Genomic DNA, 21,407 nt, shown 5'->3' with positions numbered 1-21,407 from the left:
GGGTCCGAAACGTCTTTATTTTCCTGGATTCCGCTTTCGCCGGAATGACGGAAGTTAGGTTGAGTCACCCCTCATGGGCTTTCGCCCACAGCGAAGGATGAAAGCCTCCTGATGGGCTTTTCAGAGAAACAGCATTGCCAAGTACCCTGTGGAGGCTTCAGTGGAAGGTGACACGACGCGCATCAGAACCTTCATGAAAGGGAACGAAAACTTTCCAAAGAGGCTCAGCCTGAAGTCGGTTCACGCCGATTGCAGCGATTCATGGCTTCCCCAAGACCTGAGCGCAGGACTGTTCTCACGGCCTCGGCGCCCAGCTTCACCATATGCTGGAAAATTTCCTCATCTTCGGGATAGGGGGGTTGGAGGACGAAGGACTCGATGGGCTCCCCGTGCAACGGCCTCCCTATGCCAAGCTTCAATCGTGGAAAGTCGCTCTGTTCCAAATGTTGAATGAGGGAGGAAACTCCGCGATGCCCGCCCGCACCCCCTTTCCGGACCAGCCGAATGCGCCCGCACGGGAGATCGAGGTCATCGTGGACGACCAGAACCTGTCTGCTGGAATACTCAAAATGCCGGAGCATTCCCACGACGGCTTCACCGCTCAAGTTCATGAAGGTCTGGGGTTTGAAAAGCAGGACGTTGTGCCCTTCGATCCCCGCGACCCCCCAAAGGGCTCGAAACCTCCCTCCCCTCCATTCCATACGAGCTTCCCGGGCCAGCAGATCGACCACATGAAACCCCACATTGTGGCGTGTCAACTGGTACTGCTTCCCGGGATTCCCCAACCCTGCCACGACAGCGATGCGCTCCTCGCCATCGGTCTGACTACACATTGATCATCCGTATTCCGAACGCTCCCTGGAAATTCATGGCACGAGGAGAAGCCTCCGCTATTTCTTCTTTACTTCTTCCTCCTTGGCTGCGCCCTCAGGAGCAAGGATGTTCACGATGGAGAGGTGCTTGTCGTCCACCAGCTCATAGGGAACCATCTTCGCCAGATCGCCCACATGAATGGCTCCACCGAGATCCAACTTCTTGATGTCCACTTCGATCTTTTCAGGAATTTCACCCGGAAGACAGCGCACCGACACCGTACGGCGCACGAGATCCACTGTTCCGCCCTTCTTCACCCCGACCGATTCCCCCACCAGCTCGACGGGAACCACCACGACGATGGGATGATCCATGGGCACTTCATAAAAATCTACATGAAGAAACCGGCGGCGCGATGGATGGACCTGAATCTCCCGAATGAGCACCTGCTTTGTGCGGGGCTCGCCATCGCCTTCGATGGAAAGACTCAACAGTCTGCTCTCTTCCCCCATGTCCCGCAACAATTTTTCCATTCGCTTGGAAGAAACTGCCACAGAAACACTCTCCATCTTTGGACCGTACACAATCGCCGGAACCATCTGTTGACTGCGCAGCCTGCGTGCAGCACCCTTGCCTGTTTCACTTCTCAACTGACTGACCAGTTCTACATCCATGACACATTCGCCTCCTAAAAATGAGAAAGCACACGCAACCCGTGTGCTCATTACCCATGAAAAAGGGAACTCACCGATTCCTCCAAATGCACCCTGCGAATCGCCTCAGCGAGTATCGGCGCGATACTCACCGTTCGTATCCTGCCCCACGCCAAAACCTTCCGGGAGAGAGGAACCGTATCCATCACCGTAAGCGCTTCAAGCGGAGAAGACTCCAGCCGCTCCACAGCCCCACCGGACAAGACCGGGTGGACGCAGTAGGCGACGATGGAAGCAGCCCCGGCCGCTGCAGCGCCTTCGACTGTACGGAGCAATGTCCGCCCCGTATCCACCATATCATCCAGGATGATCACCCGGCGCCCCTTCACGTCTCCGACAATGAACGAACGACGGGCCTGATTCTTATCCCTGCTATCCAAAATGGCCAGATCGGCGTTGAGACGACTGGCAAAGGCTCGGGCTCGAGCCACCCCACCCGCATCGGGGGCAACAACGACTTCATCTCCCCGCATACTTTTCTTGACGTCTTCCAGAAGCGCTCTCTCTCCAAACAAATGATCCACGGGTATATCGAAAAACCCCTGGATCTGATCCGCATGGAGATTGACGGTAATGACCCGCGCGGCGCCGGCGACCGTCAGCAGGTCCGCCACCATCCTTGCTGTGATGGAGACCCGCGGTTTGTCTTTTTTGTCCTTGCGCCCGTAAGCATAATAAGGAATCACCGCATTGATGCACCGCGGCGAAGCCCTTTTCAGGGCGTCCAGCATCACCAGCAGTTCGACGAGATTCTCATTGACAGGCGGCGACGTCGACTGGACGACGTAAACGTCTTTCCCCCTGACATTGTCCTGAATCTCGACACGCACTTCGCCGTCACTGAAGCGGCCGATCAGCGCCTGAGCCGGCTGCACTCCAAGATTTGAACAGACTTTGCGAGCGAGATCGGGGTTGGAATTGCCCGAAAGAATCACAAGCCGGCTTTGCATGCACCACCCGATCTCATCCTTCCCGCGGCAGGCAGACGCCGTACGCCTTCCGGGTCCACAGTGCCGAGTGCACTGGCTGGGGCGGGAGGATTCGAACCTCCGAGTGCGGGTGCCAAAGACCCGTGCCTTACCGCTTGGCGACGCCCCAAGAGCTCAATACTATTTTTCACAGACCGCGGAATGGCTCAATACTTCCGCGGCAGCACAATAACAGCCTTCCCATTCCCTTTCAGCCAGTTCCGACACTCTCCGGGCCGCCTCCATTTCGGAGAAGACCCCAAAAACCGTCGGCCCGCTGCCGCTCATGAGGGCTCCCAGCGCTCCCTGACGGAGCAGCCACGCCTTCATGTCCACCAGTACGGGATATGCGTTTAAGGTCACGGTTTCGAGATCATTGATCATGACTTCTTGCAGCCGCCAGGGGAGAGTCAAAAACGACGCGAGTTTAATGTGGCTTTCCCCTCTTGTCAACTTTAAACTTTGGTACACCCAGCGGGTAGAAACGGAAACAGAAGGCTTGAGGAGCACCAGGGGGTAGGGAGGAACACCTTCCACATCCCGCAGCCTTTCGCCAATCCCCGTCGCCAGTGCCGGACGCCCGTCCAGGAAGAACGGAACATCCGCTCCCAGCTCCCCGGCCAGTTGGTAGAGCCTTTCCTTGGGGAGGCGATCCTCCATCAGTCGGTTCATGCCTTTCAAAACTGCCGCGGCATCCGCACTGCCCCCTCCCAGCCCTGCCCCCACGGGGATGGATTTGGACAGGTGGAGATGCACCCCTCCTTTCCACCCTGTGGCTCGGATCCAGGATTCGGCAGCCTTCCAGGCCAGGTTGCCCGCGTCGGACGGTACGTCGGGATGGTCACACTCCAGCTCGATCCCTGAATGGCTCTGCAGACTGATTTCCAGCCGGTCATACACGCTGATGGGCAGCATGAGGCTGGAGAGCTCATGGTAGCCATCGGGCCGCCTCCGCAGCACTTCGAGCCAAAGGTTGATTTTGCCAGGAACATCGATGGAAAGATTCAACCGCCCCACCTCATGTCCTCTGCCCCCGTCTTACCGATTGCTCTTCTGAACATACCGTAATCTTAGATCGTAGAGCACCGTCTTCAGGAGATGGTCCTCGTCCGCATCCAGGTTTCCCCGGGTCTTTTCCTGCAACATCCCCAGGGTGTCGATGATCTGTTTGGCCATGGGCAGATCCACGTGCACTCTCTGGGTATCCGGCTCCGGGATCTCACCCAGGTGAACCAGGGCCGAAGAGCTGAGAGAAAACACAAAAGTCGACAGCGACACTTCAGGGAGGGGAGGACGGGCCTGCTCGTCCCTGCGCGAAGCCTCCCGGAACTCAGCCTTCGCCTTCTCTTCCTCGGCATCCTTCGGGGCCTCCGCCCTTTCTCCAGAGGGCTCCTGAACGGCCTCAGCCTCATCCAGAGAAAACGTTCGGCGATCTTTCACGACAAAACCTTTGTCTTCTTCTTTCTCTGCCATATTTGCCCTCCTTCCCCACGCATCAGAGTTTAACGGTCTGCACCACATTGACGTTGTCCATGGCCAGCAGCTCTTGCACAACCTCTTTGGGAACAGGGATATCGGTCTGGAGGAAAATGATATTCTGGCCCCGTTCCAGGACCTGCCCGACATCCATCATGGAAATGTTGATCCTGTGCCGTCCCAGACAGGTACCGATGGCCCCGATCGTCCCCGGAGTGTCGATATTGTAGATGACGCAGACATTGCCTTCCATGGCGGCTTCCAGGCGGAAATCATTGATCCTGACAATGCGCGGATCCTTTTTGCCGAAGATTGTCCCGGAAACGACGTTCTGCTCCTCGGACGTCTTCACCGAGAGGCTGATGAGAGTCGTAAAATCTTCCGCTTCCTTCCGCATGGATTCGGTCACCTTGATGTTGCGCTCCTTGACAATGACGGGCACATTCACAAAGTTGACCATATCGCCGAGGATGGGGGTCAGCAGACCTTTGAGAATCGATATGGTGAGCGGCTGGGTATCTTCCTTGGTGACCTCGCCCACATATTCTATGGAAATTTCCTGTATGGCGCCACCCGTAATCTGGGCCACCATACTCCCCAGTTTTTCGGCAAGCGTCAGGTAAGGACGCAGGCGGGCCAGCACAGCGCCGTCGATGTTGGGAGCATTGACGGCATTGCGAATGGTACCGCGCAACAGGTAGTCGATCACCTGGTCGGCCACCGCGATGGCCACGTTTTCCTGCGCTTCATCCGTCGAAGCCCCCAAATGCGGCGTAGCGATCACCTGATCCAGGGCAAGCAACGGGTTGTCTTTGGGAGGTTCCACGACAAACACATCCATGGCCGCTCCCGCCACAATCCCGGATTCGATGGCCTTGAGCAGGTCTGCCTCGTTGACGATCCCGCCCCGGGCGCAGTTCAGGATGTAAACCCCCTTCTTCATTTTGGCGAAGGCGTCGGCATTGATGATGTTTCGGGTTTCCTGCGTCATGGGGGTATGCACGGTGATATAGTCTGCACGGGCAAAGAGCTCATCCAGCTGCACCCCTTCGATCCCCATTCTATCGATGACTTCCTTGCTGATGTAGGGATCGTAGGCGATCACGTTCATCTTGAGCCCCTTGGCGCGATCGGCCACGACACGCCCGATGCGCCCCACACCGATGATTCCCAGGGCCTTGTTGAAAACCTCCCTGCCTCTGAAGCGCTTCTTTTCCCACTTCCCCTCTTTGAGGGACCGCGTCGCCTGGGGAATGTTGCGGCTCAGGGACAGCATCATGGCGATGGTGTGCTCGGCCGTGGTGATCACGTTCCCTTCGGGGGTATTCATGACCACGATGCCCCGCTTGCTGGCGGCCTCGATGTCCACATTGTCAAGGCCTATCCCGGCCCGCGCGATCACCTTCAAATGGTCGGCCGCCTCGATCACGTCGGCGGTCACCTTCGTGGCGCTCCGAATGACCAGTGCGTCATATTCCTTGATGATCTGGCGAAATTCCTCCGTGGTGAGGCTGGTATTCACTTCCACTTCGAACTCAGGAATGTTCATCAGTTTTTCGACACCCGAGTCCGCCAGATTGTCACTGACCAAAACTTTCATCTATTCCTCCTGACCCCCTATGAAATTGGCTAAAATTTCTCCGTAACCTATTTGATTTTAAAAAAAGATTCGAACATCTCAGGAAATTTGAAACACTGAAACGGTTACGCTAGCACCACAGGGAATCAGTCGTCAAGAGCTAAAACCACGGCTCAGACACTCAAACGTAGAACAATGCTCAGTATTTTTGATGCCACCCCACGCAGAGCCTTCAGCACATGCCCTGCCAAACCCTTCGGAACCATCAGGACCCCGCCTGAACGGCTTTCAGTTCTTCCTCGATGTACTGCTTGAACCCCTCGAAACTGGGCCCCCCCACAATGATCTTGCCATTGATGATGAAGGACGGCGTACTCTCGATGCCCACCTTTTTCGCCTCCGCGACCTCCCGTTCTATGGCCTCGGCATGCCTGCCGCTTTCAAGGCACTGTCGGAAGGCTTCGGGGGCCAGCCCCACCTGCACCGCAGCTTTCTCCAACTGCTCCTGCCCAAGTCCATCGGGAGTAGTGTATAAAATATCCTGATATTCCCAGAATTTGTTTTGTTCTGCCGCACAGTGCGCCGCTTGAGCCGCCTTCTTGGCATCCTTGTGCATTTTCAGGGGCAGGTCTTTAAAAACCCAACGAATCTTGCCGGCGAAAGCCTCCCGGATCTGTCGGACGACCCCATGGCTGCTCCGGCAGGCCGAGCACTGATAATCGGAATATTCCACCACCAGGATCTTTGCGTCATCCGGCCCCAGGGAGGGGCTTCCCTCCAGGTCCACCTGGGTGAGGACCGGTTTCGGCTCCTCGAGAAGCACCGTCACACCGTACCTGGGCTCCAGAGTCCTTGCATATTCTTTGACCTGCTGAATCTTTTTGAGCTGCTCCAGATAGCCCTTGATCCGCCCTCTGAGCTCCTCCGGCGATCCCCTCCAGGACTTCAGCCGTTCCGCGTTTTCCTGCTGGTATCCCTCGATTTCCTCGTCACTCACCTCGATGGGTTTGTTCAAAACGTTGGCCTCGATAAATTTCTCCGGCGGAACACCCTGCTCCTGTGCGGCCTTCTCCAGCAGTTTTTCCCGGATCAGTTCATCGAGGCGCTCTCGCTTCAAGCGATAGACTTCCTGTTCCATGGGAAAAATCCTGGCGTTCAAGGGCCCTTCCAGTTCCTGGCGCGTGATGACTTCCTCCCCGATGCGCGCCACCACGCGAAGCCCATTCTCGGCCGGGGATCCATGAGACCCCATCCCTTTGTTTTCATGGGAAAGGATAAAAAAGCCGGCGATAAAAAAGATCTGCACGATGGAGACTGTCTGCCAGAACTGCAGCGTCGATGCGGCCACGATAAATAGGAGCACCAGAACGAGAAAATTGCCCACGCAAATGATGCAAAGCATCTTCAAGGAAATCATGAACCAGACGAGGGCGATTTCCACGCCGATCCCGGCGGCAAGCACCCAGGGGAGCCATCCTCTGAAGCGCAGGGCCGACAGCGTCAGCACTAGATAGAATCCCGCCCCCCACACCCACAGGGGCAGATAGAGCAGAGACACCTCCACCGTTTCTTTGCAGCCTCCGCCAAAGCCGGTGCACAGCGACTGGAGCCAGGGAAAATACCCGGCCAGACCGGCCAGCAAAGAGATGAAAAGGCCCAGCAGACCAAGAATCCAAAACATTCTGAATCTCGACGTTTCACTCAGCATGGTCTCAGTATCCTGCCTCCCAAAACGATATCAAAAAATCGAAAAAGAACAGAGCGAACCACATGGAGCCTGCGGGCAGCGCGTCTGCATCTCCCAAAAGAGCTCATACCGAATCATTTTCGAACATTCCTCCACTGAGCTTCCTTCTTTTTCTTTTCCACTTCCTTCAAGGTCTTATCGAGATCCTGCATCTTGTCGGGCGATTCCCGCAACAGCGCTCTCGCCTTTTCGTAATGAAACAATGCCAGGCTCCAATCCTGCTTCCGTTCGTAATAGCGCCCCAGGTGAAGGTGCGCGGGTCCCAGGCGATTCATCTGCCCCAGGAGCACCCCCAGGCGATAATCGATTTCCGGAAATATGGGAGCCATATCGCTGATTTGCTGCAGGTGCTCCAGGGCCAGATCCTTCTCTCCCAGATCTTGCAAGACCAGAGCCAGCCGGAAATGAGCGATAAAGGCCGAAGGTTCCAGCAGCAGCGCCGACTCGAGGACTTTCCGCGCCTCCAGGGGCTGCCCGGCCCGGATATAGGCCGATCCGAGAGTGCTGAGGATGAAGGGATTGGCCGAATTCCCGCGTGCAGCCTGCTGAAGAAGCGGGAGGGCCTCCTTGACGTTCCCCTGCCGCAGATGGAGTGTGCCCATTCCGTAGAGCGCCGCCGTATCCCCTTTTTGTACCCCTTCCTGAAAGCGGGCCTGCGCGGCCCGTGGGTCGCCGTATTGGGCGACGAGAGCCGCCTGCATGACGGGAAAATCACCTGTATTGATCGTGGGAGTCCCCTTTTTCCCCATCTTTTTCCGCTGCTGCGCCGCAAGTTCATTCAGATACTGTACACGCTCCCCCAAGGCAGGGTGGGTGGACAGATAAGACGGTATCCTGGAGCCGCCGCTGCGCCAGCTCCCCTGGGCCATCTTTTGCATGATGCTTGCCATATCCTCGGGAGGATACCCCGCCGCGCAAAAATATCGGAATCCCAGCTGATCGGCCTCTGTTTCATTGTCCCGGCTGTATTTGAGCTCAAAGCTCTTGGCCCCGGCCAGGCTCCCCATGACGACAGCCTGTGCGGCCTCTCCCCCCCCGAGCAGGATCCCCGCCAGCATACCGGCAATGGCCGCCACATTGACCATACGACTGTCTTCGATGCGCCGGTAAATGTGGCGGGCCTCGATATGCGCCAGCTCATGAGCAAGAATACTGGCCAATTCGCCTTCGGAGCTCATCAGCTCCATGATGCCCCGGTAAATGAAGATATTCCCTCCCGGAATGGCAAAGGCATTGGGAACCGGCTGATCCACCACGAAAAATTTGTAGTCGTAGGAGGTCGTCCCCATTTGCTTGACGATGCGATTCCCTACGGCCTGGACATACGTAAAGATTTCCCCGTCCTCCACCAGGGGCAGCACCTCCCGGATCTTTTCCAGGAGCTTTTCTCCAAGCTCTTTTTCCTCGGAGAGACTGAGAGCCCAGCTGCGACCGGGAGCCAGCCCTCCCACCGCCCAGCAGAAAGAAGCCAGGGTTGCCACGGCTATCCAGCGACGCCACCGCATCGAAAAGCACCGGAGAAAACACATACACATTCCTTCGTTCGTCCCCTCAGGATTGCAGGTCCTGCTCCCAGGGAATTCTTGCCGCTTCGGACCAAAGACTCTCCAGGTCATAGAAATGACGAATGGGCTCGTAAAAAATATGCAGGATCACGTCCCCGTAATCCATCAAAACCCACTGCCCTTCCCCCCGTCCTTCCACACCCAGCGGCTTGATCCCGTGTTCTCGAAGATTTTTTTCCAGATTGTCGGCAATTCCCTGAACCTGCCGGCTCGATTTTCCGCTGGCAATGATGAAGTAATCTGCAAACGACGTGAACGGGGACACTTCCAGGACGACCAGATCGAGCGCCTTGTACTCCGCGCCCACCCGAGCACACAGCAGGGCTTTCTCCCTGGCGCTCATCTCCTTCCCCGACTTTTTCAGGCTTTCCCTGGCCGGCTTTACCTGCCCCTCCGTTTCCGCTTCCAGCATAGACTTTGCTTCCTCTCCTCATGAAAAGATCGTTCTTTCTGAACAATATAATTGATTGGCTTGAATATAACCCATCACCCCGGGGAGAACCAGATACCGGATGGACCGCCCATCCTGAAAGAGCCTCCGGATACGGGTTGAAGAAATTTCCAGGTGAGTGTTGTGGAGGTAGTGAACGGAACAGAGCTCAGGATGGTCAAACCGGGCATGACAGGCGTCCCCAACGTACAAAGACGACACGTTCTGCGTCAAAAAATCAGCCATCCGACGCTCATCGTAGCCGGGTCTGCGCAGCACCGCCAAGTGGGCCAGCTGGAAGAGCTCCCGGTAGTGCCACCAGGTGTTCAGCTCCAGGAAAGCGTCGAGGCCCACCAGGAAGTAAAGCTGCGCATCCGGAAGGACTTCCCGGCGCAATTTGCGCAAAGTCAGGACGGAATAGGATTTGCCCTGCATCTGCTGCTCGATGTCCGAGATCCGAAAGAAGGGATGCCCCTCCAGGGACAGCTCCAACATGCGCCGCCGATGCAGGTACGGCTGCACCCTCTTTCCCGTCTTGTGGGGGGGGTCGGCGGCCGGAATGAAAAGAAGCGTCTCCAGGCCCAATGCCTCCGCCGTTTCCTCCGCCGCCCTGAGGTGCCCGATGTGTACGGGATCGAAGGTTCCCCCCAGTATCCCCACGCGTTGAGGCATCGCCTCCCCTGTCCTCTTCGTCAGCTTCGCACCTGTCCGTTCCCGAGAGCGATGAATTTGGTGGTGGTGAGCTCTTCGATGCCCATAGGGCCATAGGCGTGCAGACGGGACGTGGAAATCCCGATCTCAGCGCCGAGCCCCAGCTGCTGCCCGTCATTGAAGCGTGTGGACGCGTTGACCAGCACCAGGGAAGACTGTACTTCCTGCAGGAACCGGTGTCCCCGCGCAAAGTTTTCGGTGATGATGGCTTCGGTATGGTCCGAGCCGTAGGCTGCAATATGCCGGATGGCCTCATCCATGCTGTCCACCACTCGAACCGCTAAAATGAGATCCAGATATTCCGCATACCAGTCGTCTTCCGTGGCGGGGATGGCGTCGGGAAGAATCTCTCGCGTGCGCGGGCACCCTCGAAGCTCGACGCCGGCCTTTCGGAAAGATTCCGCCATGCGGGGGAGAAACGCTGGGGCGATTTCCTGGTGCACCAGGAGTGTTTCCAGCGCATTGCACGCGCTGGGGCGCTGCACTTTTCCGTTCAGTGCGATCTCTTCGGCCATTTCCAGGTTCGCCGAGGCATCGACGTAAAGATGGCAGACCCCTTTGTAGTGCTTCAGAACGGGCATGTGGGCATGCTCCGTCACGAAGCGGATGAGATCTTCCCCCCCGCGGGGGATCATGACGTCGATGTGCTCTTCCAATTTGAGCATGTCCAGGACAGCATCCCGGTCCGTCGTTTCCACCAGTTGGACCACCGTTTCGGGGAGCTCCGTCTCACGGAGCGCCGTCTGGAGAATCTTTGCCAGGCAGTGATTGGAATGAAAGGCTTCGGACCCGCCCCGGAGAAAAACGGCGTTGCCGGCCTTGATGCAGAGGGCTGCGGCATCCACGGTCACGTTGGGCCTCGATTCGTAAATGATGCCGATGACTCCCAGGGGAATCCGCATCCGCCCCACGCGCAACCCGTTGGGGCGAGTCCACATGCGCGTGATTTCTCCCACGGGATCGGGCAGCAGGGCCACTTCACGCAAACCGGTCATCATCTCATCGACGACCTTCGGAGTCAAGCGCAGCCGGTCCACCTTGGGCTTGGAAAGCCCCTTTTCCAGGGCCGCCTGGATGTCCTTTTCGTTGGCGGAAGCGATAGCCCGGCTTTCTCTCTCCAGGGCCACGGCCATGCGCTCCAGGACCTGACGCTTGACATCGCTGTTCACATTCGCCATTTGCCGGGCGGATTCACGCGCCCGCCTGCCCATCAAGAGGATTTCTTCACGCATCGGTTCCTCCCTCGATCGGTTCTTCTTCCATGCCTTCTCCAAAAAGCACAAAGTTGTTCCGGTGAATGACTTCATCCGAATGCCTGTAGCCGATGATGGCCTCGATCTCTTCCGTATGGTGACCCTTGATCTGCTGGATTTCTCCGGACTTGTAGTTGCTCAGACCGATGCCCACGACCGTTCCCGCCGTATCCAGGCAGCGCACGGGCGCCCCCACGCCAAAAGTCCCCCGCACTTCACGAACGCCGATGGGCAGGAGCGATTTGCCCCGCTTCTGCAGGGCCAGCACCGCACCGTCATCCAGGATGAGGTCCCCCGCGGGTTTGGGCAGATTGGCAAGCCAGAGCTTCTTACCCTGGTAGAGGCGCTTGCGCGGGAGGAAGAGCGTCCCCAGCTCCTCCCCTTCGAAAAGCCTCAAAAGAATGTCACGCTCTTTTCCCGGCGCGATGACCATGGGAATGCCCGAAGCGAGGCATTTCCTGGCGGCGTTGATCTTGCTCAACATCCCCCCGGTTCCCACGGCACCGGGCTGCGGCGTGGCGCAGGCAAGCACCTTCGCATCCACCCGGTACACCACGGGGATGAGGGACGCCGAAGCATTGAGGCGCGGGTCGCAGTCGTACAAGCCCTGAGTGTCCGTCAGGTTGATCACCAAATCCGCACCGATGAGTCCTGCGATCATGGCGGAAAGTTGATCGTTGTCTCCAAACTTGATTTCTTCGACAACCACCGTATCATTTTCATTGATGATGGGCAATATTCCCCAATCCAGCAAGGTTTCCAGGGTGTTGCGCGCGTTCAGGTAGCGGTGGCGGTGCGCCAGATCCTCACTGGTGAGGAGCAGTTGGGCCACCAGCAGCTCGTACTTGTCAAACGCCGCTTCCCAGGCCTCCATGAGCACGCCCTGCCCCACGGCGGCTGTCGCCTGTTTATGGGGAATGGTGCGGGGCCTTTCCGTGAGGCCTATTTTCCGCACGCCTGAAGCGACGGCACCCGAAGTGACGACAACAATTTCCCGATCCTTGTTTCTCTCCCGCAGTTCCGCCACCTGGTCGCTGAGGCGGTGCACCATGACCCGGTTCAAACCCTGGGGACCGGTCAGCACCGCACTTCCCACTTTGATGACCAGCCGCCGGCAGCTGCCGAAGAACGCCTTTCGATCCGTTAGATCCGACGTCACCTTTTATTCTCCTCCCCTTCCCTGGCGCCAGGCCACCTCGACCCCTTTTCCCGATGCACTCTCCCCGGCCTCGAAAAGCATCTGCGTCAAAAGCCGTACCAGGTCTTTGACTCCGTCTTTTCTGAGGGCGGAAATCAGAAAAAGCGGGTAGCCCAATCCAGCGTAGACCTCCGTGATCCTCTGGAGCTTTTCCGCCTCGGGAACCATATCCACCTTGTTGAGAACGATGATTTTCGCTTTTTTCAGGATGTCCCGGGAAAAACAGTTGAGCTCATTTTCGACTTCGTGGTAGGGCCGCAGGGGATCCGCTTCGGAGAGCTGCGAAACGTCCACGAGATGTACCAGGATGCGCGTCCTTTCGATGTGGCGGAGAAAACGGGTCCCCAGTCCCGCCCCCAGGTGGGCGCCTTCGATGAGGCCGGGGATGTCCGCCACCACAAAGGGCGGCGCCTCGCCGTACTGCACGACGCCCAGGTTCGGAACGAGGGTGGTGAAGGGATAGTCCGCGACTTTGGGCCGTGCAGCCGAAATGGCCATGATCAATGTAGACTTGCCCGCATTGGGCAGCCCCACGAGCCCCACGTCCGCAATGAGCTTGAGCTCCAGGATGAGCTCCCGTTCTTCCCCTTCCTGCCCTTCCTGGGCAAATCGCGGCACCTGCCGGGTCGAAGAGGCGAATCGCGCATTCCCACGCCCTCCCAGGCCGCCGCGAGCGGCGACCCAGCGCTGTCCCAGCTCCGTCAGGTCCGCCAGGGATTCCCCGCTGTCCACCTCCTTCACCACGGTGCCGAGAGGCACTTCCAGCACAAGGTCTTCACCGCTCTTCCCGTGTCGGTTCTGCCCCGAGCCGTGCTTTCCGGACCCGGCCTGAAAGAGATGCCGGTACCGAAAATCCAGAAGTGTATGTTTCCTGTCGGTGGCTTCCAGGACGACATCCCCGCCCTGGCCTCCATCGCCCCCATCGGGACCGCCTTTGGGGACATATTTTTCACGGCGGAAGCTCACGCACCCATGCCCCCCGTTCCCAGCCTTGAGCCGAATTTTCACTTCATCGACAAATTTCATGACGCATCACCATCTTCTCATATGAAACCAGCGGCACGCACGCCCACCGTCATGCCCCTAGGCGGATCCTGCCAAAGACCACCCTTCGCCACCCGCCTGTAGCATGTGACGTGACGGAGGGATGGGGAGGACGGACCTCTATTTCTTGCCTGGCGCCTGGGATCTTGATGCGGGCAGAACAGGGTTCGGACGGTCTTGGTAGCGAATCTGCAGTCGGGCTGCGAGAAGTTTTTGTGCCCATGGTCAGACCGCCACGCTGTGGAATCAGATCTGCGCCGCCGGCTTCCGGGTTGGGGAGGGAAAAAGGATACCGACCTTTTTCCTTCTCTTCCTTTTCGGGCAGGAAGAGAAGGAAAAAGATTCAAGGAGAAGAACAGCACGACCTTGAAATCTATTGCTTCCAGGGGATCTATGCCGGACCGCCTCCAGAGTTACGGGAAGGGAAAAGGGGTTATCCTTGAGCGGGAACGGGATAAACGCTGATCTTCTGGCGCGTTTTGTCCTTGTACTCGAACGTCACCACGCCGTCGATCAGGGCGAAGATCGTATAATCGCTGCCCATTCCGACATTCTTGCCCGGGTGAAAGTGGGTTCCCACCTGCCGCACCAGAATGTTTCCGGCCCGAACCAACTCCCCTCCGAACCGTTTGACACCACGCCGCTGGCCGGCGCTGTCACGGCCATTCCGGGAACTTCCGCCCGCTTTTTTATGTGCCATGGTCTATTCCTTCCATTTCGCTTGAAAGCGGCAGCTCATCTGCAGGAGAATCTGCAAAACGCCTAGGCCTGCTTTTCGATTCCGTCAATCCGCACCGCCGTAAAATACTGCCGGTGCCCCTGTTTTTTCTGATAATCCTTGCGGCGCTTGGACTTGAACACGACGATCTTGCGATGCCGCCCCTGCTCCACAATGCGGGCCTGGATGGCCACATTCCGCACCAAAGGCTGTCCCACCTGAACCTGCTCGCCGTCGGAAAACAAAAGGACCTCATCCAGGGTTACACTTTCGCCGACTTCGCCAGGGAGCTTTTCCAGCTTGAGCACCGCCCCGGGCGTGGCTTCGTACTGCCTGCCACCCGATTTGAAAATTGCATACATGGGGATATCCTCCAACCTTGTCTCTCTACCACTGCTCCGGTTTTCCGGCAGTACCTGCCATCAACTCGACAAAAAAAGCGGCCTTCCGGCCGCCCGAAGCGGATGGCGGAACCACACTGTCATCACATCGTTGCATAAATACCTTGCTTTAGGATCTGTTCCTGATATTCTCGCAACTTCTCGCATTCTTCCAGGCACTTGTTCTTGTCTTCGTTGGCACGATCACAAGTTATGCACGGGCTTTTGAGCATCCTGTTACCTCCTAAAAAATATTCAAGCGCTTTTATATAGTTGAGAGCTCCACCGGCTGTCAAGGCCTTTTTATAGAGCATGAATCGTGAAAGAAGACAACCCTCTGTCCCGGCCTGCCCCTTATATTTTGTGGCCTGTCGTCGTCCTGGGGATCGCTTCCATCTCCATCGCCTCCCTGCTGATCCGCCTGGCGGATGCCCCCGCCGTGACGATCGCCGCCTACCGCGTCACCCTGGCCGCTCTGGCGCTGAGCCCCGCGTTTCTGTTGGGCGCGCCCAAAACCCGCCGGCCCCGGGAGCCCAGGACGGTCAGGCTCACCCTCCTTTCCGGGGTCTTCCTGGCTCTCCATTTCGTCTTCTGGATCCACTCTCTCCAGATGACCTCCGTGGCCAGTTCCGCAACCCTGGTGAGCACCACGCCGCTCTTTTCCGCTGTCTTTTCATATGCCATCCTCAAAGAGCCCGCGGGACGCCGCCTCGTCCCCGGCATATTCTGCACGCTCCTGGGCAGCGCCTTCGTCGCCGGCAACGATTTCTCTCTTTCGAGGACGGCCCTGTGGGGGGATTTCCTGGCGCTGGCGGGAGCCTGGATGGCCACCGGCTACCTCCTGGCGGGGAGAATCGCCAGGCGATCTCTCGGGCTGACCGCCTACACCTTCGGGAGCTACGGCTCTGCGGGGACAATACTTCTCTCATTTTGTCTCCTGACAGGCAGCCCCCTGGACGGTTTTTCCACGAAGACATACACGGTGCTGATCCTGCTGGCCCTGGTTCCCCAGTTGATCGGCCATACCAGCTTCAACTGGACATTGAAATACCTCTCCCCCACCTCCGTAGCCGCCCTGATCCTGGGGGAGCCCATTGGGGCCACCCTACTCGCCGCCGTTTTCCTGGGAGAAACCGTGTCCCCCCTGAAGGGAATAGGGCTCGCCGTATTGTGCACCGGCATTGTTTTGAGCACACAACCACCGGCTGCTCCGACCATCTGTGAAGACGTGCCGGCCGACGCCGCCGGAGGAATATCCCCGTGCAATTCCTCCGGAGTTGAAGTTGACAGTCTCGCAGAAAAAAAGTAGTTTCAACCTTCGAATGCGAGAGGCTAAACGGTCGGTAATTTGCTTTTTACACTGAAAACAGGTGAAACATGTTCGTAATCAGCAATCTCTTCAGCGCATTGGCCACAATCCTCCACATTGTTCTCAATGGCTACATGTGGATCATCGTTGCGCGGGCCATCCTGTCATGGGTAAATCCGGACCCCTATAATCCCATTGTCCGTTTTCTCTACAGCATAACGGAGCCCGTACTTTTGACGATACGGAGGCGGCTGCCCGTCAACTTCGGCGGAATCGATTTCTCACCCATGATCGTACTGCTTGCCATCGTTTTCCTGGATAATTTTGTGGTGGGAACCCTGGCTCAGTTGGCCGTGAGACTTGGGATCTAGCCCGTCGGGGAGCAGCAGCGTTATGGCATGGGATACGGTTGAAATACAGCACAGGCGTTTTCGCACCCGCTGGATGGGCCTGGACCCCCGGGAAGTGGAAACCCTCGTTCAGCAGATGGCCGAAGAAACACAGCGCATCAAGCTGGAAAACGCCGCATTGCGCAAAGATCTTCAAGAACGCGATGAAGAGCTCAAGGAATACAAAGGGCGCGAGAAAGCGATCCGCAATGTCCTCATGACGGTCCACAAGAGCGCCGAGCAGATCAAGGAAAGCGCGGAGAAGGAGGCGAAGCTCATCGTGGCCCAGGCGGAGCTCAACGGCGAGAATATCCTGAGGGAAGCCAACGAGCGCCTGACGCGGCTCCATGCAGAGATCAACGAATTGAAGCGCCACCGCATGCAGCTGGAGGCAAAGCTGCGATCCGTCCTGGAATCGTATCAGCAGCTTCTTGATATGGAAAAAGGGGATGAAGACGAGTTGGAGCAACCGAACAAAGTGACACTCTTGAGCCGATGAACCCGGCACCGACACATGGGGAAAAGATGACGATCAGCAAAGAGTTATTGGATATTTTGGCCTGTCCCAAGTGCAAGGGATCCATTATCCTGACGGAAGCCGGGGATGGATTGATCTGCAACCAGTGCAGGCTGCTCTATGAAATTCGGGACGGGATCCCCATCATGCTCATCGATGAGGCCAAGCCGCTGCAAGACTAAGGTCCTTCTGAATGCACAACCCTTTGCAACTTTCGCGGGAACAAAAGAAGCATCTCCTGGAAGCCATTGAACGCTTTCCCCGCTGCCGCATCCTGGTGGCGGGCGATCTCATGCTGGACCGCTTCATCTGGGGAGAGGTGCACCGGATTTCGCCGGAAGCGCCGGTACCGGTCGTGGAAGTCCGCGAAGAAACCCAGCTTCTGGGGGGAACGGCCAATGTGGTCCATAACGTGGCAGCGCTCGGCGGCAAGGCGGCCGTGGCGGGAGTCATCGGCGACGACTTGGCAGGAGAGGCCCTCACCCGGCTGCTGCAGGGCATTCATGTTCCCACCGAGAGCCTCATTGTCGAACCGGACCGCCAGACCACCCTTAAAACACGCATCATCGCTCAAAATCAGCAGGTGGTCCGGCTGGACCGCGAATGCAAAAGCCCGCTGCAGAAGGAATCCGTTCGGCGCATCCTGGCCTACATCGAAGACAGCCTGGCCCAGACGGACGGCATCATCATTTCGGATTACGCCAAAGGCGTCGTCTCCCCGGAATTCATGGACGCGCTGCGATCCATTACGGCCGGAAGCGACCTGCCCGTCATCGTGGACCCCAAGGTGCAGCATGCCGACCTCTACCGGGAAGTCACCATGATCACTCCCAACCACCACGAAGCGTCACGCATGAGCGGAGTGGACATTCGCGATGAGCAGACACTCATCGAGGCGGGACGGAGCCTCCTGGACCGGCTTCAATGCCGAACAGTCCTCATCACGCGCGGGAAGGAGGGCATGAGTCTCTTCCACCGGGACGGGCGGGTGATCCACATTCCCACGGTGGCCCGACGCGTCTTCGATGTGACGGGAGCGGGAGACACGGTCATCGCGGCTTTGACTCTGGGCTATGTGGCGGGCTTATCCATGGTGGATTCGGCCCTGCTGGCCAATCTCGCCGCCGGGATCGTGGTGGGCGAAGTGGGAACGACCGCTGTTTCAGCCCGCCAGCTCCAGGCCATACTGGAAGATAGACCATGAGTGAGCCCAGGCCACCTCTGCCGGCGAAGCTCATCATGGGGTTTCTCTTCCGTGATTTTCAACTGCAGTGCCAGGTGCTGGAACGTTTGACCCTGGAATACGGCCCCATGGATTTTCTGACGGAACCTGAGCTTTTTACATATACTCAGTATTACGAACGGGAAATGGGCCCCGGAATCCATCGCCAGACGGGCAGCTTTCTCCATCTGGTTCCCGTGGAAGCCCTGCCGGCCATCAAACGCTTCACCAACGCCCTGGAAAAAGAGAGTGCGCCGGAAGGAAAGCGCGGGATCAATGTCGATCCCGGGCTCCTCAGTGAAGAGCGCCTCATCCTCGCAACGGGAAAGAACTACACGCACCGCGTCCACCTCCAGAACGGCGTTTACGCCGATTTGACCCTCATCTACCAGGGAGGGGCCTATCAGCCGCTTCCCTGGACCTATCCCGACTATCAAAATCCGGCGCTGCGCCATTTCCTGGGTATCCTGAGGATGAAGCTCGCCTATCAGCGGAGCGGGCGGTTGCCCCGCAAGTACTTCCCAAAAGGAGAAACTTCTTGATCTGCAGCATGACCGCCTTTGGGCGAACTCAAAAAGAAGCAGGCGGCTATTCCATCACCGTGGAAATCCGCACCCTCAACGGCCGTTACCTGGACATCGTCCTGCGGCTGCCCAAGAACTACCTGGAGCTCGAGGAGCCCCTTCGGAAGCAGATTTCCCAGGCGGCGCGGCGCGGCCGCATCGAAGTTTTTGTCCAGATAGAATCCACGGAAATCGAGCAAAAAGCTCCCCGTCTCGACATCCCCCTGGCCCGCTACTACTGGGGACAGCTGCAGGAGCTGCAGCGGGAGCTCCCGGGGATCGATCCTCCCAAATTGAAGCATCTTCTCAGCATTCCCTACATTTTCGAATCGCGCAAAGTCGAGGGAGACCGGGAATCTCTGCGCAGTATCCTTTCCGAAGCCGTTGCGGAAACTCTGAAGCAGGTGCACGACATGCGGTGCCGCGAAGGGGAAGCCCTCCTGCAGGACTGCCTGGACCGCCTGAAAATCCTGCGGCAGGACCTGTCCGTCATCGACAGCCGCAAGGACCTCATCCTGGAAGAATACCAACAGAGGCTCCGGGATCGGATCCAGGAACTGCTCGGAGAAGTGCAGGTGGACGAGAACCGCATTCTGCAGGAGGCGGCGTGCTCGGCGGAACGGGCGGACATCAACGAGGAAATCGTTCGTTTGAAGAGCCACTTCCAGCAGATGGAGGCAATGCTGACCGCTCCCGGGGAAGCGGACGGAAGAAAGCTCGACTTCCTCACCCAGGAATTGCACCGGGAAGTCAATACCATCGGCTCCAAAACCGGTGATCTGGAGGCCCTGCAGGCGGTCGTCCGCATGAAGAGCGAGATCGGCAAACTGAAGGAGCAGGTTCAGAACGTGGAATAGCGCCAACCCGGGCGGCCCGTCTCGACGGTGACGCCACGACCTTTCCAACGGACGGTCAGCACCTGCCGGAAGGAAACAACAACCGGCACCCGCAGGAAAGGTTCAGACGATGCAACACAAGCCAAAGTGAGGGTTTTATGGAAGTAAAATTGCTGAACATCGGTTTCGGAAACACCGTGCTCGCCAATCGTGTCGTCGCCATCGTGTCGCCGGCATCGGCCCCCATGAAGCGGCTCAAAGAAGACGCCAAGCTGGCCAATAAGCTGGTGGATGCCACCATGGGGCGCCGGACGCGATCCATCATCATCACGGACAGCGACCACGTCATTCTCTCGGGCGTTCAGGCCGAAACCATCGCTCAACGGCTCCTCACGGATACCAGCCCGAAAGACGCCAACACTCTCAAAGCGGAAAAAGAATAGGACCATGCCTCCACAAGATCAAAGGGGTCAGCTCTTCGTCATTTCCGCTCCATCGGGGGTCGGCAAGACCACCATCATCCGCTCCATCCTGTCGGAGGGGGCTTCCCTGCGTTTTTCCGTCTCCTGCACGACCCGCCTGCCTCGGCAGGGTGAAATCCCCGGCAGGGACTATCACTTCCTGAGCCGGGAAGAGTTCGAAAGCGGGATACAGGCCGGTCGCTTCCTGGAATGGGCCCACGTGCACGGGAAGTACTACGGGACGGACGGGGAGCAGATCGAGGAATGGCTCATCGACGGAGAGGACGTGCTCCTGGACATCGATGTTCAGGGGGCCCGCCAGGTGCGCTGTGCCCATCCTCAGGCCCACACCATCTTCATCCTGCCTCCCTCCCTGGAAGCATTGGAAGAGAGGCTCCGAGGCCGGGGCACCGAATCGCGGGAGCAAATGGCCACACGGCTGGCCGCCGCCAGGAGGGAAATCCAGGAGGCTCACTGGTACGATTACATTGTCGTGAACGACGTCGTCCAGGAGGCCGCCGCGGACCTGCAGGCTATCTTCCGTTCCTGCCGCTGCCTGAGGAGGCTTCAGCTGGAGAGAGTGAGACCCTACCTCATCGCCCATTGACTCAAACAATTGCCCGCCTCACGCTCCATCACAAAAGGGATTCCAGCACCATGCCCTCTCCAGGGAAGGAAAAGCACAAGACATCAGGCGGTGGAGGACACCGGCAGGAAAGTCGGTCGCGCGCACCTCAAGAATTGTGGATCTCGGGAATCAATCCGGTGCGGGAAGCCCTCCGGGCGGATCGCATGATGATCCGGGAGATGGTCCTGGCCCGGTCGGATCAGAGGGGCCGGGAGCTCATGGAATGGGCCGCCGGTAAGAACATTCCCTGGAGGCAGGTCAGCCGGGAATTCCTTTCGGGGCAGGTCGGGCACGAGCACCACCAGGGGATAGCCGTCCTGGCGGGCGAATACCCTTACGCCTCCCTGGAATCGATGCTCGAAGCGCCGCCCCGGGAACGGGAGCCCCTCATCGTCCTCGATTGCATTCAGGATCCCCAAAACCTGGGGGCTCTCCTCAGAAGCGCCTGTTTCCTCGGTGCAAAGGGCATCGTGCTGCCCGCCGATCGCTCAGCCAGGGTCACGGCGGCGGTTGTCAAGGTCGCTGCTGGGGCCACATCCTACCTGCCCATTGTACAAGCCACCAACCTGGCGCGGGCATTGGACGCCATGAAAGCATCCGGACTCTGGATCGTCGGGCTGGATGTGGGAGGGACCCAATCCATTTATGAAGCGGACCTGACTCTGCCTCTCGGCCTGGTGGTGGGAAACGAGCAGAAAGGGCTGCGTTCCCTCGTGCGCAAGCACTGTGACTTTCTGGTGCAAATTCCAGCCCTGGGGGCCATTCAGTCCCTCAATGCCGCCACCGCCGGCGCCGTGGCACTGGCGGAAGTCCAGCGGCAGCGCCTCATGAAGGGAAAGTAGCTGCTGCCGGGGTTTTGCACAACCTGACCCAGTCGCGGCAGCGCC

At 58.2% G+C, this 21,407-nt stretch carries 25 protein-coding genes and 1 tRNA gene; 10 read left to right on the top strand and 16 right to left on the bottom strand.

Going from position 1 to position 21,407, the window contains the following annotated elements:
• Positions 1–224: 224 nt before the first annotated feature.
• The 16 genes from pth to rplU form a co-directional block, all read right to left on the bottom strand.
• On the bottom strand, positions 225–833 hold the full coding sequence (pth, locus tag MWC30_RS01700) for an aminoacyl-tRNA hydrolase (RefSeq protein ID WP_244082418.1): 609 nt from the start codon (positions 831–833) through the stop codon (positions 225–227).
• Positions 834–890: 57 nt separating this feature from the next.
• A complete protein-coding gene (locus MWC30_RS01695; RefSeq protein WP_244082417.1) occupies positions 891–1,487 on the bottom strand; it encodes a 50S ribosomal protein L25/general stress protein Ctc in 597 nt (198 codons plus the stop codon).
• Positions 1,488–1,537: 50 nt separating this feature from the next.
• Positions 1,538–2,476 carry a ribose-phosphate pyrophosphokinase gene (locus MWC30_RS01690; RefSeq protein WP_244082416.1) on the bottom strand — a complete coding sequence of 313 codons (939 nt, stop codon included), beginning with the start codon at positions 2,474–2,476 and terminating at the stop codon, positions 1,538–1,540.
• Positions 2,477–2,549: 73 nt separating this feature from the next.
• Positions 2,550–2,624, bottom strand: a tRNA-Gln gene (locus tag MWC30_RS01685).
• Positions 2,625–2,635: 11 nt separating this feature from the next.
• Positions 2,636–3,511 (bottom strand): 4-(cytidine 5'-diphospho)-2-C-methyl-D-erythritol kinase, encoded by an 876-nt coding sequence (gene ispE, locus MWC30_RS01680; RefSeq protein WP_244082415.1) that lies wholly within the window; start codon positions 3,509–3,511, stop codon positions 2,636–2,638.
• 21 nt (positions 3,512–3,532) lie between these two features.
• Positions 3,533–3,967: a DUF1844 domain-containing protein gene (locus MWC30_RS01675; RefSeq protein WP_244082414.1), complete on the bottom strand. Its 435-nt coding sequence runs from the start codon at positions 3,965–3,967 to the stop codon at positions 3,533–3,535.
• Between the two features lie 22 nt (positions 3,968–3,989).
• Positions 3,990–5,570, bottom strand: a complete 1,581-nt coding sequence (gene serA, locus MWC30_RS01670; RefSeq protein WP_244082413.1) for a phosphoglycerate dehydrogenase — start codon at positions 5,568–5,570, stop codon at positions 3,990–3,992.
• A 244-nt stretch (positions 5,571–5,814) separates the two neighbouring features.
• Positions 5,815–7,230: a thioredoxin domain-containing protein gene (locus tag MWC30_RS01665; protein WP_244082412.1), complete on the bottom strand. Its 1,416-nt coding sequence runs from the start codon at positions 7,228–7,230 to the stop codon at positions 5,815–5,817.
• Positions 7,231–7,370: 140 nt separating this feature from the next.
• A complete protein-coding gene (locus tag MWC30_RS01660) occupies positions 7,371–8,801 on the bottom strand; it encodes a M48 family metallopeptidase (protein ID WP_244082411.1) in 1,431 nt (476 codons plus the stop codon).
• 46 nt (positions 8,802–8,847) lie between these two features.
• On the bottom strand, positions 8,848–9,273 hold the full coding sequence (gene rsfS / locus MWC30_RS01655) for a ribosome silencing factor (protein ID WP_244082410.1): 426 nt from the start codon (positions 9,271–9,273) through the stop codon (positions 8,848–8,850).
• An 18-nt stretch (positions 9,274–9,291) separates the two neighbouring features.
• Positions 9,292–9,963 (bottom strand): nicotinate-nucleotide adenylyltransferase, encoded by a 672-nt coding sequence (nadD, locus tag MWC30_RS01650; RefSeq protein WP_244082409.1) that lies wholly within the window; start codon positions 9,961–9,963, stop codon positions 9,292–9,294.
• Between the two features lie 20 nt (positions 9,964–9,983).
• Positions 9,984–11,234: a glutamate-5-semialdehyde dehydrogenase gene (locus MWC30_RS01645; RefSeq protein ID WP_244082408.1), complete on the bottom strand. Its 1,251-nt coding sequence runs from the start codon at positions 11,232–11,234 to the stop codon at positions 9,984–9,986.
• Complete coding sequence (gene proB, locus MWC30_RS01640) at positions 11,227–12,414, bottom strand: glutamate 5-kinase (RefSeq protein WP_244082407.1); 1,188 nt, start codon at positions 12,412–12,414, stop codon at positions 11,227–11,229. Before proB ends, MWC30_RS01645 begins: the two co-directional genes overlap by 8 nt.
• Before the next feature lie 3 nt (positions 12,415–12,417).
• Positions 12,418–13,479, bottom strand: coding sequence for a GTPase ObgE (gene obgE / locus MWC30_RS01635; protein WP_244082406.1), 1,062 nt, complete (start codon positions 13,477–13,479; stop codon positions 12,418–12,420).
• Between the two features lie 451 nt (positions 13,480–13,930).
• On the bottom strand, positions 13,931–14,197 hold the full coding sequence (rpmA, locus tag MWC30_RS01630; RefSeq protein ID WP_244082405.1) for a 50S ribosomal protein L27: 267 nt from the start codon (positions 14,195–14,197) through the stop codon (positions 13,931–13,933).
• Between the two features lie 62 nt (positions 14,198–14,259).
• Positions 14,260–14,577 (bottom strand): 50S ribosomal protein L21, encoded by a 318-nt coding sequence (rplU, locus tag MWC30_RS01625; protein WP_244082404.1) that lies wholly within the window; start codon positions 14,575–14,577, stop codon positions 14,260–14,262.
• Positions 14,578–14,914: 337 nt separating this feature from the next.
• Here rplU and MWC30_RS01620 point away from each other — a divergent pair, with 337 nt between their 5' ends.
• From MWC30_RS01620 to rlmB, 10 genes are all read left to right on the top strand, one after another.
• Entirely contained in the window at positions 14,915–15,904 is a 990-nt protein-coding gene (locus tag MWC30_RS01620; protein ID WP_244082403.1) for a DMT family transporter, read from the top strand.
• Between the two features lie 68 nt (positions 15,905–15,972).
• Positions 15,973–16,275, top strand: a complete 303-nt coding sequence (locus tag MWC30_RS01615) for a YggT family protein (protein WP_244082402.1) — start codon at positions 15,973–15,975, stop codon at positions 16,273–16,275.
• Between the two features lie 22 nt (positions 16,276–16,297).
• Positions 16,298–16,792: a DivIVA domain-containing protein gene (locus tag MWC30_RS01610; protein WP_244082401.1), complete on the top strand. Its 495-nt coding sequence runs from the start codon at positions 16,298–16,300 to the stop codon at positions 16,790–16,792.
• 26 nt (positions 16,793–16,818) lie between these two features.
• A complete protein-coding gene (locus MWC30_RS01605) occupies positions 16,819–16,992 on the top strand; it encodes a Trm112 family protein (RefSeq protein WP_244082400.1) in 174 nt (57 codons plus the stop codon).
• Positions 16,993–17,003: 11 nt separating this feature from the next.
• Entirely contained in the window at positions 17,004–18,014 is a 1,011-nt protein-coding gene (gene rfaE1, locus MWC30_RS01600) for a D-glycero-beta-D-manno-heptose-7-phosphate kinase (protein WP_244082399.1), read from the top strand.
• Positions 18,011–18,574, top strand: a complete 564-nt coding sequence (locus tag MWC30_RS01595; protein ID WP_244082398.1) for a DUF4416 family protein — start codon at positions 18,011–18,013, stop codon at positions 18,572–18,574. The genes rfaE1 and MWC30_RS01595 overlap by 4 nt, the downstream gene beginning before the upstream one ends.
• Positions 18,571–19,452, top strand: coding sequence for a YicC/YloC family endoribonuclease (locus MWC30_RS01590; RefSeq protein WP_244082397.1), 882 nt, complete (start codon positions 18,571–18,573; stop codon positions 19,450–19,452). The genes MWC30_RS01595 and MWC30_RS01590 overlap by 4 nt, the downstream gene beginning before the upstream one ends.
• A 137-nt stretch (positions 19,453–19,589) precedes the next feature.
• Positions 19,590–19,874 carry a DUF370 domain-containing protein gene (locus tag MWC30_RS01585; protein ID WP_244082396.1) on the top strand — a complete coding sequence of 95 codons (285 nt, stop codon included), beginning with the start codon at positions 19,590–19,592 and terminating at the stop codon, positions 19,872–19,874.
• Positions 19,875–19,878: 4 nt separating this feature from the next.
• On the top strand, positions 19,879–20,499 hold the full coding sequence (gene gmk / locus MWC30_RS01580) for a guanylate kinase (protein ID WP_244082395.1): 621 nt from the start codon (positions 19,879–19,881) through the stop codon (positions 20,497–20,499).
• Positions 20,500–20,549: 50 nt separating this feature from the next.
• Entirely contained in the window at positions 20,550–21,362 is an 813-nt protein-coding gene (gene rlmB, locus MWC30_RS01575) for a 23S rRNA (guanosine(2251)-2'-O)-methyltransferase RlmB (protein ID WP_244082394.1), read from the top strand.
• Positions 21,363–21,407 lie beyond the last annotated feature (45 nt).

It is taken from the genome of Desulforhabdus sp. TSK, assembly GCF_022836495.1.
Lineage (GTDB): Bacteria > Desulfobacterota > Syntrophobacteria > Syntrophobacterales > Syntrophobacteraceae > Desulforhabdus.
This window is presented reverse-complemented; position numbering and strand designations above follow the sequence as displayed.

Excerpts from the sequence above, each read along its gene's own strand:
- pth (WP_244082418.1), bottom strand. The coding sequence starts at position 833 with ATGTGTAGTCAGACCGATGGCGAGGAGCGCATCGCTGTCGTGGCAGGG.
- MWC30_RS01695 (WP_244082417.1), bottom strand. The coding sequence starts at position 1,487 with ATGGATGTAGAACTGGTCAGTCAGTTGAGAAGTGAAACAGGCAAGGGT.
- MWC30_RS01690 (WP_244082416.1), bottom strand. The coding sequence starts at position 2,476 with ATGCAAAGCCGGCTTGTGATTCTTTCGGGCAATTCCAACCCCGATCTC.
- MWC30_RS01675 (WP_244082414.1), bottom strand. The coding sequence starts at position 3,967 with ATGGCAGAGAAAGAAGAAGACAAAGGTTTTGTCGTGAAAGATCGCCGA.
- serA (WP_244082413.1), bottom strand. The coding sequence starts at position 5,570 with ATGAAAGTTTTGGTCAGTGACAATCTGGCGGACTCGGGTGTCGAAAAA.
- MWC30_RS01665 (WP_244082412.1), bottom strand. The coding sequence starts at position 7,230 with ATGTTTTGGATTCTTGGTCTGCTGGGCCTTTTCATCTCTTTGCTGGCC.
- MWC30_RS01660 (WP_244082411.1), bottom strand. The coding sequence starts at position 8,801 with ATGCGGTGGCGTCGCTGGATAGCCGTGGCAACCCTGGCTTCTTTCTGC.
- rsfS (WP_244082410.1), bottom strand. The coding sequence starts at position 9,273 with ATGCTGGAAGCGGAAACGGAGGGGCAGGTAAAGCCGGCCAGGGAAAGC.
- nadD (WP_244082409.1), bottom strand. The coding sequence starts at position 9,963 with ATGCCTCAACGCGTGGGGATACTGGGGGGAACCTTCGATCCCGTACAC.
- MWC30_RS01645 (WP_244082408.1), bottom strand. The coding sequence starts at position 11,234 with ATGCGTGAAGAAATCCTCTTGATGGGCAGGCGGGCGCGTGAATCCGCC.
- obgE (WP_244082406.1), bottom strand. The coding sequence starts at position 13,479 with ATGAAATTTGTCGATGAAGTGAAAATTCGGCTCAAGGCTGGGAACGGG.
- rpmA (WP_244082405.1), bottom strand. The coding sequence starts at position 14,197 with ATGGCACATAAAAAAGCGGGCGGAAGTTCCCGGAATGGCCGTGACAGC.
- rplU (WP_244082404.1), bottom strand. The coding sequence starts at position 14,577 with ATGTATGCAATTTTCAAATCGGGTGGCAGGCAGTACGAAGCCACGCCC.
- MWC30_RS01615 (WP_244082402.1), top strand. The coding sequence starts at position 15,973 with ATGTTCGTAATCAGCAATCTCTTCAGCGCATTGGCCACAATCCTCCAC.
- MWC30_RS01610 (WP_244082401.1), top strand. The coding sequence starts at position 16,298 with ATGGCATGGGATACGGTTGAAATACAGCACAGGCGTTTTCGCACCCGC.
- MWC30_RS01605 (WP_244082400.1), top strand. The coding sequence starts at position 16,819 with ATGACGATCAGCAAAGAGTTATTGGATATTTTGGCCTGTCCCAAGTGC.
- rfaE1 (WP_244082399.1), top strand. The coding sequence starts at position 17,004 with ATGCACAACCCTTTGCAACTTTCGCGGGAACAAAAGAAGCATCTCCTG.
- MWC30_RS01595 (WP_244082398.1), top strand. The coding sequence starts at position 18,011 with ATGAGTGAGCCCAGGCCACCTCTGCCGGCGAAGCTCATCATGGGGTTT.
- MWC30_RS01585 (WP_244082396.1), top strand. The coding sequence starts at position 19,590 with ATGGAAGTAAAATTGCTGAACATCGGTTTCGGAAACACCGTGCTCGCC.
- gmk (WP_244082395.1), top strand. The coding sequence starts at position 19,879 with ATGCCTCCACAAGATCAAAGGGGTCAGCTCTTCGTCATTTCCGCTCCA.
- rlmB (WP_244082394.1), top strand. The coding sequence starts at position 20,550 with ATGCCCTCTCCAGGGAAGGAAAAGCACAAGACATCAGGCGGTGGAGGA.